At 64.1% G+C, this 13,548-nt stretch carries 11 protein-coding genes and 1 pseudogene; 3 read left to right on the top strand and 9 right to left on the bottom strand.

The features are described from left to right. From A9762_RS28605 to A9762_RS18935, 6 genes and pseudogenes are all read right to left on the bottom strand, one after another. Positions 1-134 (bottom strand): annotated as a pseudogene (locus A9762_RS28605) (electron transfer flavoprotein subunit beta/FixA family protein); the annotation flags it as partial. A 146-nt stretch (positions 135-280) separates the two neighbouring features. Next, a complete protein-coding gene (locus tag A9762_RS18915; protein ID WP_069343566.1) occupies positions 281-1,510 on the bottom strand; it encodes an MFS transporter in 1,230 nt (409 codons plus the stop codon). Between the two features lie 142 nt (positions 1,511-1,652). Further along, entirely contained in the window at positions 1,653-2,543 is an 891-nt protein-coding gene (locus A9762_RS18920) for an amidohydrolase (protein WP_069343567.1), read from the bottom strand. 146 nt (positions 2,544-2,689) lie between these two features. Then, complete coding sequence (locus A9762_RS18925) at positions 2,690-4,102, bottom strand: FAD-binding oxidoreductase (RefSeq protein ID WP_069343568.1); 1,413 nt, start codon at positions 4,100-4,102, stop codon at positions 2,690-2,692. Between the two features lie 77 nt (positions 4,103-4,179). Beyond that, positions 4,180-4,911, bottom strand: coding sequence for a FadR/GntR family transcriptional regulator (locus A9762_RS18930; protein WP_069343569.1), 732 nt, complete (start codon positions 4,909-4,911; stop codon positions 4,180-4,182). A 226-nt stretch (positions 4,912-5,137) separates the two neighbouring features. Continuing rightward, entirely contained in the window at positions 5,138-5,437 is a 300-nt protein-coding gene (locus A9762_RS18935) for an antibiotic biosynthesis monooxygenase (protein WP_069343718.1), read from the bottom strand. A 488-nt stretch (positions 5,438-5,925) separates the two neighbouring features. Here A9762_RS18935 and A9762_RS18940 point away from each other — a divergent pair, with 488 nt between their 5' ends. Then, positions 5,926-7,128 (top strand): ammonium transporter, encoded by a 1,203-nt coding sequence (locus A9762_RS18940; RefSeq protein WP_069343570.1) that lies wholly within the window; start codon positions 5,926-5,928, stop codon positions 7,126-7,128. 37 nt (positions 7,129-7,165) lie between these two features. On the opposite strand, the gene A9762_RS18945 is transcribed toward A9762_RS18940, so the two are convergent. Beyond that, positions 7,166-8,806, bottom strand: coding sequence for a hypothetical protein (locus A9762_RS18945; protein ID WP_170836279.1), 1,641 nt, complete (start codon positions 8,804-8,806; stop codon positions 7,166-7,168). 277 nt (positions 8,807-9,083) lie between these two features. On the opposite strand from A9762_RS18945, the gene A9762_RS18950 reads away from it, so the two are divergent. Both A9762_RS18950 and A9762_RS18955 read left to right on the top strand, forming a co-directional pair. After that, positions 9,084-10,037 carry a flagellar brake protein gene (locus tag A9762_RS18950; RefSeq protein ID WP_069343572.1) on the top strand — a complete coding sequence of 318 codons (954 nt, stop codon included), beginning with the start codon at positions 9,084-9,086 and terminating at the stop codon, positions 10,035-10,037. Then, entirely contained in the window at positions 10,037-10,831 is a 795-nt protein-coding gene (locus A9762_RS18955) for an IclR family transcriptional regulator (protein ID WP_069343573.1), read from the top strand. The genes A9762_RS18950 and A9762_RS18955 overlap by 1 nt, the downstream gene beginning before the upstream one ends. 187 nt (positions 10,832-11,018) lie before the next feature. On the opposite strand, the gene dmpG is transcribed toward A9762_RS18955, so the two are convergent. Together dmpG and A9762_RS18965 are read right to left on the bottom strand one after the other, a co-directional pair. Further along, entirely contained in the window at positions 11,019-12,038 is a 1,020-nt protein-coding gene (gene dmpG, locus A9762_RS18960; protein ID WP_069343574.1) for a 4-hydroxy-2-oxovalerate aldolase, read from the bottom strand. A 34-nt stretch (positions 12,039-12,072) separates the two neighbouring features. Next, complete coding sequence (locus A9762_RS18965; protein WP_039403844.1) at positions 12,073-13,017, bottom strand: acetaldehyde dehydrogenase (acetylating); 945 nt, start codon at positions 13,015-13,017, stop codon at positions 12,073-12,075. Positions 13,018-13,548 lie beyond the last annotated feature (531 nt).

The raw sequence follows: 13,548 nt of genomic DNA on the forward strand, positions 1-13,548 counted from the left end.
TCTTCCACCGCGATTTCGTCGAACGGATTCATCGACATCTTCACGTTCGCAATGTCGACGCCCGTGCCGTCGCTCTTCACGCGAACCTTTACGTTGTAATCCACTACCCGTTTGACCGGTACCAAGACCTTCATGCGGAACTCCCTTGAATCAAAAAACCGGGCGGCCTGCCGTAACACGGCACTCGCCGCCCTCGAAGATACAAAATGACCTGCCATCCATTTGCGAACCGCGCCGCGCAGACACACTTGCGCACCGGTTCGCGAACCCACACCCGACGTTACTCGATTTCGCGTCCCTTCGTCTCGGGCAACAAGAACGCCGTAATCAACACGACGCAGTAGGCGCCGCCGGCAAACATGCCGATCGCGGTACCCAGACCGCTCGTCTTGGCCAGATAGCCGACCAGACTCGGAAACAGCGCGCCGATGCCGCGTCCGAAGTTATACGCGAAGCCCTGCGCGTTCGCACGCACGGCCGACGGAAACAACTCCGTGAGATACGCGCCCATGCCGCTGAAAATGCCCGACGCCGCAAACCCCAGCGGGAAGCCGAGGATCAGCATCTGATCGTTGGTCAGCTGGATCTGCGTGTAAGCGTAGATACTCACGCCCGAGAGCACGGCGAAGATCAGCAGGTTCGCGCGGCGTCCCAGCCGATCCGTCAGATAAGCCCCTGTCAGGTAGCCGATGAACGATCCGAGGATGATCACGAGCAGATAGCCGCCCGTGCCGATCACCGACAGATGCCGTTCCGTCTTCAGGAACGTGGGCAACCACGTCGTGACGGCATAGTACCCGCCTTGCACGCCCGTGCACAGCAGCGCCGAGAGCGCCGTCGTCTTGATCAGCGACGGCGAGAAAATCGCCCATGCCGACGTGCGTTTATCGGCGGATTCCTCGCGCTTGCGCGTGCGCTCGAACAATGCCGGTTCGGGCACGTTCTTGCGGATGAAGAGCACGAACAACGCCGGAATCACCCCGATCCAGAACAGCACGCGCCACGCATACTCCTCCGGCAGGAACGAGAACGACGCCGTGTAGCACAGCGCCGCCACCGCCCAGCCGATGGCCCAGCCGCTTTGCACCGTGCCCACGGCACGCCCGCGATACTCGGTGCGCACGATCTCGCCCATGAGCACCGAACCGACGGCCCACTCACCGCCGAAGCCCAGGCCCTGCAACGCGCGCAGCACGAAAATCTGCTCGAAGTTCTGCGCAAAGCCAATGAGCACCGTGCAGACGGAGAACCACAGAATCGTTACCTGAAGGATTCGCACCCGCCCGTAGCGATCCGCCAGCACACCCGCGAGCCAGCCACCGATGGCCGAGAACAGCAGCGTGACGGTCGCAAGCATGCCCGCCTGCCCCTTGTCGATGCTGAACACCGTGATCAGCGTCGAGATCACGAAGGTGAACACCATGAAGTCGAGCGCGTCGAGCGCCCACCCGCCGAACGCGGCAACAAACGTGTGCCGCTCGGTCTTGTTCATCTGGCGATACCAATTCATCTTGTCTCCTCTTGAACCTCAGGAACAGCGAGAGCGCGACATGCGCCCGATATCGGTAAACCGCAAACCGCGCACCCACCAAGACATCGAGTGGCAGAGGGGGCGGTCAGCGGCCTGCAAAGCCGTGTACGCCAGTTCGCCCTCAGTCGGTCTTCGGAAAACCGTACAAGCGGGCCGGGTTGTCTACGAGAATACGACGCCGCGTGTCGGCGTCCGGCGCCCACTGCGGCAGCAGATTACGCAGCGCGCCGGTGTTCGGCATGCGCGTGAGCGACACGTGCGGCCAGTCGCTCCCCCACACCATACGGTCCGGCGCATCGTCGATCAGCGCCTGCGCGAACGGCGTCACATCGTCGAACGTCGGAAAGCGCTCGCTGATACGGTACGCGCCCGAGAGCTTGACCCAGTATCCGTGATCGCGCACGAGCGAGCGCAGCGCCGAAAATCCCGGCGAGCCCAGTCCTTGCGCGACGGGCGTATGCCCCATGTGATCCACGATGCCCGGCACCGGCAGCGACGTCATGCGCGGCATGAGCTCAGGCAGCGCATTTACGTCCATCAGGAATTGCATGTGCCAGCCCAGGCCCTTGATGCGATGCGCCAGCGTCTCCATCGCCGCGAAACCGATACCACCGCCGAACAGCACGTTGATGCGCAGACCGCGAACCCCTGCCGCGTGCATGGCTTCGAGTTCGGCATCGGTCACATCCGGCGACACCACGGCGATGCCGCGCAGGCGATCCGGGTGACGGCGCAGCGTCTCGAGCATGTAGCGGTTGTCGGTACCGTAGACGCTGATCTGCACCAGTACGCCATACGTCATGCCCGTGGCATCGAGCATGGCGAGGTACTTGTCTTCAGGCGCCGGTGGCGGCGTGTAGCTGCGCTCGGGCACCATCGGGTACGCATCGCTCGCAGCCACCACATGCGCATGCGTGTCGACGGCGCCGCGCGGCACCTCGAACGTGGGTGGATCGATCTCCGGCAGCGGCCCAAGGCACAGCGGCGCTGCGGCGGCGGAAGTTACGGTCATGTCGACTCCTCAGGAGGCGCGAGGGCGACCGTGACAATGTCGGGCTCACGCCGGGTAAAAACGTCAGGCAAAGGTCAAAGCGAAACCGTCGACTCGGGACAATCGCCTGAACACCGGCGTGCCGGCGCCCGCCCGAGAATGAAGCGTTACAGCAGCTTGCCGGGATTCATGATGCCGGCCGGATCGAACACGGCCTTGATCTCGCGCATCAGACGCAATTCCAGCGGCGACTTGTACTTCGCGAAGTAGTCGCGCTTGAGCTGCCCGATGCCGTGCTCGGCGCTGATGCTGCCACCAAAGCGAGCCACTTCATCCAGCACTTCGGCCGTGATCGCCTCACCGTGCTTCGCCATGAAATCGGCCGGCTCGCCCGCCGGACGCGAGAGGTTGTAGTGCAGGTTGCCGTCGCCGAAATGGCCGAAGATGAACGGACGCACCTGCGGGCACACGCGACACACGCGGGCTTCCGCGCTCGTCATGAATTCGGGGATGCATTCGATCGGCAGCGACACATCGTGCTTCAGGTGCGGCCCGTCGGCGCGCTGTGCCTCGGAGATTTCCTCGCGCAGCTTCCACATTTCCTCGACCTGACCGAGCGTGGACGACACCACGGCGTCTGCGCACAGATCGCGCTCGATGGCCGTCTCGATCACGCGTTCGAGCAAAGCGTTCAGTGCCTGCTCGTCGGCCGTATCGGCGAGTTCGACCAGCACGTAACCGGCATGACGCTCGCCGAACGGCGCACGCACGCCGGGCACGTGGGCCATGACGAGATCGACGCACTCGCCGGTAAAGAACTCGAACGCCTGCATGCGCGGCCCGCATTCGGCGAACAGCAACTCATAGAGCTCCAGCGCCTGACGCGGCGACGTGACCGCCGCGATCACCACCTGACGCACCGGCGTGGGCGCGTACAGACGCAGCGCCGCCGCCGTGATCACGCCCAGCGTGCCCTCGGAGCCAATCAGCAGTTGTTTGAGGTCGTAACCGGTGTTGTCCTTGCGCAGCGTGCGCAGGCCATGAAGGATCTCGCCATTCGGCAGCACGGCTTCGACACCGAGCACCAGCTCACGCGTCATGCCGTAGCGCACGACGTTCACGCCGCCGGCGTTCGTCGCAAGATTGCCGCCGAGCTGACACGAACCTTCGGCAGCGAGGCTGAGCGGCAGCAGTCGGTTAGCGTCGCGCGCGGTGCGTTGCAGGTCTTCGAGAATGCAACCGGCTTCGGCGACCAACGTGTTGGCGATGGTGTCGAGACTACGCACGGCGTTCATGCGATCGAGGCTCAGCACCACGTTCTGCTCGGACTTGTCGGGCGTGGCGCCGCCGCACAGCCCGGTATTGCCGCCGCGCGGCACGACCGGCGTGGCAGTGCTCTGACACAGGGCGAGCACGTTGGCGACGTCCTGCGTCGTACGCGGACGCACGACGGCCTGCGCATGACCGCGATACATGCCGCGCCAGTCGGCGAGCCACGGCGCGATGTCGTCGGAGGAAGTGAGCACGCTGTCGGCGCCGATGGCGTCGATCAGGCGTTGAGCGAAAGCGGTGATGGTCATAGATTCACGCGTCGGGGGTTACGGTGTGGGGATGGCGTCTGAGGAGGCACACACGCTCAGGCAGGATTCACGCAGGTTCACTGCTGGATCGGCGCAATGGCGCCGGTGATGATGTCGCGCCCGGGCAGCGTCAGCCCAAGTCGCGCCGACGCCCGCAGCAAATGCGAGAGCGACGCCGCTTTCGCGAGCAGCGGATCGCGCGCCTTGATGGCGTTGAAGACCGCCAGGTGTTCCTGATGCACCTGCGCGGCGAGCCCTTCGTGGCGCAGCGTATTCGTGCGCGCCGCCTGCACGACCTGACGGATTTGCAGATTCAGGTATTGCAGCAGATCGGAGTAATAGCGGTTGTGCGTGGCGCGCGCGATGGCGACATGGAAGGCGGTATCGAACTCCACGCCGTTTTCCGCGTGATAGAGGTTCGTCTCCAGCTTCCCGAGAATGCTCTCGAGCTCCCGAATGTCTTCGTCGGTATGACGCACGGCGGCGAGCGCTGCGGCGGTACTTTCCAGATCGAGGCGAAGCTCGTAGACGCTGGCGAGGTCGGCGGCATTTTGTCCGACCGGCACTTGAAACCCGCTCTGCGGCGTGCGCGCCTTCACGGTCACGCCCGCGCCCTGACGGCTGTCGATCAGCCCTTGCGCGCGCAGCCGTTCCGTCACCTCGCGGATCACGGCGGGGCTCACGCCGTACGTCTCGGAAAGCTGCTTGCCGGTCGGCAGTTTGGTGCCGACGGGATACACGCCCTGCCGGATGGCATCCAGCAACTGCTGTGCAACCTGCTCGGTCAGGGTCCTGGGTTTGGCAGCCATGCGTTCAGATCGTCCGATACTTTTCAGGTTTGCATGTTATCTGAAAACTTTTCTTGAGAGATATCGCGTTAACCCTGATCTCACCTGTCGGGCGTCGCGTCCCCCGCCCTTTTACCAACAAAGCAAAAGCGGCGACGGAGACTCGCTCCCTCGCCGCCTTCGGTTCCCGCAATGCCTTAGCTCGACGTCCGGATTCGTGCGCGATTGACGTCGATCGCAACGGGACTCAGAAGCCGATCAGCGCTTCCGTCACGTGGCCGACGTTCGGCGGCGATGCGAAGCACTCGCTCACCAGTGCGCGCCATTGGGCGAAAGCTTCCGAGTTGCGGAAGTGCACCGTGTGGTCTTCCAGCGTTTCCCAGGTGACGACGAGGCTGTAGTGCGTCGGTTGCTCGATGGACTTGAGCAGACGCATGCCGTGGCAGCCCTTCGAGCCCTTGAACAGCGGCGCAGCCTTGGCGACACCTTGTTCGAACTCGGCTTCCTTGCCGGGCTTCACTTCGATCTGGGCGATTTCAAAGATCATGGTTTTCCTCTGAGATTTGTCCGTGGTCGTGCGGTTGTCGATGCTGCGATCCGATGCAACATCGCCATTGTTTTCTGCGTTCGCCTTGCGTTCGCACGGCTTGCGCGACTCGTTCGCTGTTTGCTCGCTTCCGCCGCGTGTTGGCCCGCCGGGGTTCGGCGTCGTCGCGGGATCGTCGGCAACGGACCGGAGTGGCGCCCCGTCGCCGCGAGAACGCTCGATTCTATACCGCGCGTTCGTGACACGCATCGCGTGCGCCGTCGCCCATCCCCTACCGACGCTTTCACGGCGCCCGCCACCGGCGGGCAACCGTGCGTGCACGACGATCGGTCATTGCTGCGCACGAGAGCACCATGAACGTGCACCAAATCTCCCACGGCATCGAATCGCCAGATAAAACCCCCATGTAAATCAAAGCGATAAATAAATCTGGCATTGCTCTTGCATATCTTCATTTCTCCTCACGTTTGCACCAAAAGAGCACATTCATGCCCAATTCCAATACACCCGGCGACGTGCTGTTCCTGCTGCTCGGCGCGATCCTGGTTCTCGCCATGCACGCCGGCTTTGCGTTTCTCGAACTCGGCACCGTCCGCAAGAAGAATCAGGTCAATGCGCTGGTCAAGATCCTGACCGACTTCGCCGTTTCGGGTCTCGCGTACTTCTTCATCGGTTATCCGCTCGCGTACGGCGTCGATTTCTGGTCGAGCGCCACCGTGCTGTCCGAGCACAACGGTTACGCGCTGATCAAGTTCTTCTTCCTGCTGACGTTCGCCGCCGCTATCCCGGCCATCGTCTCGGGCGGCATCGCCGAGCGCGCCAAGTTCCACCCGCAGTCGGTGGCCACGTTCTTCCTCGTCGGGGTGATCTACCCGTTCTTCGAGGGCATCGCGTGGAACGGTCACCTTGGCATTCAGGACTGGCTCACACGCACGCTTGGCGCTCCGTTCCACGACTTCGCCGGCTCGGTGGTCGTGCACGCCGTCGGCGGATGGATCGGGCTGGCAGCGGTGCTGCATCTCGGGGCGCGTCGCGGACGTTATAACGGGCAGGGTCAGGTGGCGGCACATCCGCCGTCGTCGATCCCGTTTCTCGCGCTCGGCGCGTGGATTCTGATCGTCGGCTGGTTCGGCTTCAACGTCATGAGCGCGCAGCGCGTGGGCGGCATTTCCGGGCTGGTGGCGGTGAACTCGCTGATGGCGATGGTCGGCGGCACGCTCGTCGCGATGTGGGTTGGCCGCGACGACCCCGGCTTCATCCACAACGGCCCGCTCGCGGGGCTCGTCGCCGTGTGTGCCGGCTCGGACGTCATGCATCCGCTGGGCGCACTTGTCGTCGGCGCTGTGGCGGGGGGTCTTTTCGTGTGGCTCTTCACGGTGACGCAGAACCGTCTGCGCATCGACGATGTGCTCGGCGTTTGGCCGCTTCACGGCGTGTGCGGCATCTGGGGCGGTCTGGCCGCAGGCCTGTTCGGCCAGACATGGCTCGGTGGCTTGGGCGGTGTGAGCTTCGTCGCGCAGGTCATCGGCACGCTGATGGGCGTGGCCATCGCCTTTGCCGGGGGCTATGTCGTGTACGGCGTCATCAAACGCGTAAGCGGATTGCGACTCGACGACGAGCAGGAATACTACGGCGCCGATCTCTCGATCCACAAGATCACCGCAACGCCCGAGCGAGAGACGAATTGGTGAGGCATGGCGAAGGGCGCGTAACCGAGTCGGCGCGCGCTCACAGCCACGTCGACTGAATATCGACGTACGTCGCATCGCGCTGCGTCGGCGGTTCGCCAGATGGTTTGGTATCCGATGGTTTGTTGGACGTCGCCTCCTGCCCACCGGCGCAACCCGACGCGCCCACAACGCGTTCGAGCAACGCCGCGCTCCAGTGTTGATAGAGCAGCAGCAGACGATAGGACGCACGCACCGGGGTCGCGCTGCCGCTCTCCCATGCGTCACCGGTCCAGCGCTGCCCCCAGGGACTCTCGGCGGGATTCAGACTGAGGTAGTTCAAACCGTCGACACACGAGGCATGACACGGCACGTCGAACTCGCTGCACGCGGCTTTGATCTGACTGGCCGACAAAGGATGGCGCGAGGTGAGTAAGCATTCGCGCAGCGTTGTGTGCGATGCCAGCTTCGTCAGCAGCGGCGTGTCGCAATGGCGGGCGAGCTGCGTCACGCGTGCGACGCGATCGAGCATCGTCGCGACGTCGTCCGGCGAGACGTGCGCCAGCCTGGCGTGAAGCGTCTCCCATCGCTGCGTGAGACGTCCGGCGTCATGCGTGAACGCTTCGTTGCGTGCCCACGTGCCGAGCAGACTCGTGACCGCGCGACACGAGTCGAGCATCAGACCCGCCACGCGCAGGATGCCCCGGTATCCGTCCGATATCGCCGATATCGGTGACGTGCCGGTGAACCACGACGGCATCCACAACCCCAGCCGCGCCGGCGGGATTGCCGTATTGGCAAACGTGAACAGCGTTGCGACGTCGCGGGAATGGGTCAACTTGCCGAGCGTGTTGCGCCACGACGTGGTCGCAGCAGGAGACGGCAACACCACGCACGCTTCGAGCAGACGGCACCCCGCCTCCATACGCTTGAGCACCTCGTCCACGGCGTGATGACGGATCAGCGTGGGCGAACCTAACGACTGAGTTAGTACTCCCTTCAAACCTTCGAACGCCAGCAACGTCCAGTCGGCCCACGGGATGCCGAACGGCGTATTCGCCGCCGCCATGTCGCTTGCCCCATGAAGCGACGGTTCGCCGGTCGTGTCCTGCGCTTGCTGAGCCTGCCGTTGATGGAAACACGCCGCAATGATCGCGAGCAGCGACAGATTGCCGACGAGCGACATGGCGTCGCGCGCGGCCCGAAAATGCCATCCCCGGTGCCCGGTAGCAGCGATCGTCTCCAGCCAGGAGGCGATCTCGGCCCCGACACGTTCGGCCGCCGCTTCGGGGGACGGCGGCGACGCGACGCCGTGAGTGGGCGCCAACATCGCCGCCACGCGCTGTCCGGTTTGCGCCAGACGCCCATCCCGCGCATGCGCGAGTTCGAACTCTTTGCGATAGAAATGCTGACAGGGTCCGGTCGTCGCCCACAAGCCCGCCCAGGCCTTGGCGAACGCGCGCGCCAACGCCGGATCGACGCGATGCGTCGCCACCGGCACGCCGTCCATCCGTGCATGTCGTGCGGCGTTCAACGCAGCATTCGATGCGTGCGTAAGCCGCGTACCGAAGTCCGCGCACTCGGCACGTTGGTACGCAGCGTCCTCGCGCATGCCTGCCAGCTCGATCCCCACTTCCGGCCGCTGCCGGATGCCCCAGTCCGGCCCCCAGCCGCTCGCGCCTGCACACTGTTGGTCCCACATCGCATCCTCCTGCAAGATCGTCGTCGGGCTCGTCGACAAACGCTCGATCGAAACCGTCGACTATAGGCAGACGACATCGCACGCGCGGCGCCTTATCGGGCGGGCACGCGTGCAAGCCCCGACACGACGGCGCCACCACGCGCAGGACGAGGCGAATGCGTGTCACCCCAGCGAGTACCCACTTACGCAACTTGTGCGCGACTTCTGCGTATTCCGGGCGAGAGGAGACGCGTCCCCTCTCGCCAAGTGCCAACGCGTCGCGGTAGACTTTCGCCCTATGACCAACACACCTGCTCAAGCGTCTGCTGCGCTGCCCTCGGGCCTGCCCCTCGTGCCGCTGACGCCCGACGAGATCCCGCTCGGCGAAGCGCTGCCGTGGGCCATCGTCGACCGCAACGGCGAGCCGCTGCTCGCCGCCGGCGATATCGTGCCGACACCGGCCGGACGCGACTGGCTGTTCACCTCGTTCGCCCCGCACCGGGTGGCGGACCTCGGCGTGGACGACGCAACGGGCGCCGACACCGATGCCGGGACGGCGACGCAAGTCCCCACTGACAATACGGCCCCTGCGGCGACAGGGTCCACACCGCCCCAGTACGCACTCACCGACCTCAATCTGCGTCCCGGCGACTGGCTGCAAATTCAATTGCCGCCCGGCGCAGGATCGCAACGTGTGCGCACGCGCGTGATCGGCCATGCGCCGAACCAGATGCTGTTCGTGACCGCACCGACCGGCCGCGCTGCCCCACCGACCCTGCAAGCGAGCGAACGGCTCGAACTGTGGACGTTCTCGGGCGAAGACATCTATCACTTCGTCTGCACGGTCGAGCGCGTGGAACGGCTGCCGTTCGATTACATCGTGCTCTCGGCACCGGCCCAGATCCGCCGCAAGGTGCTGCGCCGCTCGCAACGCGTGCCCGCCAAACTGGTCGCCTCGGTCGGCGTCGCCGACGCCCAGCATCTGGCGTTGTTGCAAGACGTCAGCGCCGAAGGTGTGTCACTGCTCGCCGATGCGGCGCTCGGCGCCCCCGGTGACAGCGTGAAACTGGCGTTCCGCGTACGCGTGGGCGACATCGACATGCCCATCGAAGCTACCGGCACGATTCGCGGCGTGCAACAAGGCGACGACGGCCATCTCCACGGCATCGAACTGCCTGCCCTCGAACCGTCGCATTACGTCGTGCTCAAGTGCTACGTGTACGAGCGCCTGCTCGCGCTCGGAGGCGCCTGATGGCCAAGACGAAGGCTCCCGAGGCCGAGCGCCCGCGCACCCTCGCCAGCCAGACGCTGTTCCGCGGCCTCGACATCGTGGAGGCCGTCGCCGCCGGGGTCGACACCGTGCCCGCGCTCTCGGCACACACCGGCATCACCCTGTCGACCACGCACCGGATTGCGTCGGCGCTGGTGCACGCCGGCTACCTGCGCTTCGAACCGCGTCGTGGCTATCGGCTCGGCAACAAGCTCATCGAATTGGGATTTCTGGCGTATCGCCAGATCGACCTGCCGCGTGTGGCGCGTCCGACGCTGGAAACGCTCGCTGGCGAAACGCAAGATACGGTGCATCTGGCCGTTGCCGACGGCTGGGAGGTCATGTACCTCGACAAATTGCCCGGACAACGCGCCGTGGAGATCAGCTCTCGTATCGGGGGACGTAAACCGATCTGCGTGACGGGCGTCGGCAAGGCCCTGCTGCTCGATCAGGACGAAGCGCAATGGCGCGCGCAGCTTGAGCACTACCAGACGCAGGTGCCGTCACACCCCGTGGATACGGCGGCGTGGCTCGCACGCATGCACGACTACGCGCGTCACGGCTATGCGTTCGATCTGGAAGACGACACCCCGCAGATCCGCTGCGTGGCCGCGCCGGTCTACGACGCCAGTCAACGCATCGTCGCTGCGATCAGCGTGTCGAGTACGACCAAGTACATGAGCCGCGAGCGGATGCAGGAACTCGTGCCGAGCGTGAAAAATGCCGCCGCGCAGATCAGCCGTCAGCTCGGCTGGTCGGGTCACGTTCACGCCTGAAAGCCCGCGCCCATAAAAAAACCGGCCCGTCTGACGAGGGGCCGGCATCGGCACCGAGATGCCAAGACTACGTGGGTAAGCCTGGGTAAACATAGGGGTACCGAAACGGTACCGGGAGACGCCGAAACGGCGCATCCCCCTATTCCATCGATCTATCTTTGTCGTGTTCCGTCGCGCATGCTGCCACTCAGGCAGCACGACGCTTGAGCAGGTCGAGCGCGACGTCGACGATCATGTCTTCCTGACCGCCCACCATGCGACGCTGGCCCAGCTCCACCAGAATGTCGACGGTCTTCAGGTCGTAACGCGCCGCAGCCGCTTCCGCGTGACGCAAGAAGCTCGAATACACGCCCGCATAGCCCAGCGCCAGTGTCTCGCGATCCACGCGCACGGCACGATCCTGTAACGGACGCACGATGTCGTCGGCCGCGTCCATCAACGTGTACAGATCGCAGCCGTGGTTCCAACCCAGACGCGACGCCGCCGCGATGAACACTTCCAACGGTGCATTGCCGGCGCCTGCGCCCATGCCCGCCAGACTGGCGTCGATGCGATCACAGCCTTCTTCCACCGCGACGATGGAGTTCGCCACGCCGAGGCTCAGGTTGTGGTGCGCGTGCATGCCGGTGAGCGTTTCGGGATTGAGCACGTCCTTGAACGCACGGAAACGGTCGCGCACATCGGTCATGCCCAGTGCACCGCCCGAGTCCACCACGTAGATGCACTGCGCGCCGTACGACTCCATCAGCTTGGCCTGCTCGGCCAGATGCTGCGGCGTGGTCATGTGGCTCATCATCAGGAAGCCCACCGTGTCCATGCCGAGTTCACGGGCATAGGCAATGTGCTGACGCGAAACGTCGGCTTCGGTGCAGTGCGTGGCGATACGGACCACGCGCGCGCCTGCGTCGTAGGCTTCGCGCAGGTCATGCACGGTGCCCACGCCCGGCAGCAGCAAGGTGGCGACCTTGGCGTGCGTCACGGTTTCGGCCACGGCGGCGATCCATTCGAGATCGGTGTGCGCGCCAAAGCCGTAGTTGAAGCTGGATCCGGCGAGGCCGTCGCCGTGCGCCACTTCGATGGAATCGACCTTCGCCTTGTCGAGCGCCGCCGCGATCGCCTTCACATTGGCGATGCTGTATTGGTGACGAATCGCGTGGCTGCCGTCGCGCAGCGTCACGTCGGAGATATAGAGCTTTTTCTGCGTCATGATGGTGTGTGTCTCCTGTTAGCGCGTGCGACGTTCAGGCCGCGAGCGCCAGGCGGGTGGCGGCGATGCGATCGGCGCAGGCCAGCGCGGCGCTGGTCATGATGTCGAGGTTGCCCGCATAGGCCGGCAGATAGTGCGCGGCGCCTTCCACTTCGAGGAATACCGAGGTCTTCAGACCCGTGAGCTTGCCCAGTCCCGGCACGTTGAGCGGACGCGATGCGTCGAACAGCTCGAATTGCACCTTCTGCTTGAGGCGATAGCCCGGCACATAGGCGTGCACTTTGTCGACCATCGCCTGAATGCTCGCTTCGATGGCAGCCTGATCGCCCGGCTCGGAGAGCACGAACACGGTGTCGCGCATGATGAGCGGCGGCTCGGCCGGATTGAGCACGATGATCGCCTTGCCGCGCGACGCCCCACCCAGCACCTCGATGGCCTTCGACGTCGTTTCCGTGAACTCGTCGATGTTGGCGCGTGTGCCCGGCCCTGCCGACTTGCTCGAAATCGACGCCACGATCTCCGCGTAGTGCACCTTCGCGACTTGCGAGATGGCCGCGACCATCGGAATCGTCGCCTGACCGCCGCACGTCACCATATTGATGTTGCGGGCGTCGAGATGCGCATCGAGGTTGATCGACGGAATCACGTAGGGGCCGATCGCCGCCGGCGTCAGGTCGATGACCTGCACACCGCGCGCTTGCAGCAACTCGTTGTGATGCGCGTGCGCTTTCGCCGACGTCGCGTCGAAGGCGATGCGGATGTCCTCGAAGCCGGGCATGGCCAGCAGGCCATCGATGCCGCCTGCCGTCACCGGCACGCCCAAACGCTCGGCACGTGCCAGACCGTCAGAGGCCGGGTCGATCCCGACCATCGCGCCCATTTCCAGATGCTCGCTGTTGCGCATCACCTTGATCATCAGGTCGGTGCCGATGTTGCCCGAGCCAATGATCGCTACTTTCTGTTTGCGTCGTTCCGTCACTGTCGTCTCCTGAACGTGTCCGTCCACCGGTATGAGCCGCATCGTAATTCCGCGACAACTTAAATGTCAATATGTAAACATTAATCTCATATATTGGGATATTGGAAATGATGAGCTTATCCACATTTTTTGTTCACAAGCCCGTTGATAACTTGCGGAAAAGCATCGCAAGTGACTGATCCGACAGGGAAGATTTCTCGCGCGCGAAAGTTGGGCCAGTTGCTGCAAATCGAGGCGGGACGCGGGTTGGCGGGTCGCTTCGTTATCCACAGAAATTGTTTGCAAGCCAGTGGACAACTCGCGGACAGCTATCCCAAGTGCTTGATCAGAAGGAGAAAAAACGTCGCGCGCATTTGCTGCGCCAAAGCGTAGGCATGTTGGCCTGCTGGCACACGGCAGCCATCGGCAAGTGAGCGGCGAGTTATCGAATTCACGGGCACGGCAGCGCGACCCCGCGTTATCCACAGAAAATGTTCACAACCCGGTGAATAACGCGTCGATATCCGAGGTATGTCGTTGACGCAAAAGGAC

It is taken from the genome of Pandoraea sp. ISTKB (genome assembly GCF_001721285.1).
Classification (GTDB): domain Bacteria; phylum Pseudomonadota; class Gammaproteobacteria; order Burkholderiales; family Burkholderiaceae; genus Pandoraea; species Pandoraea capi.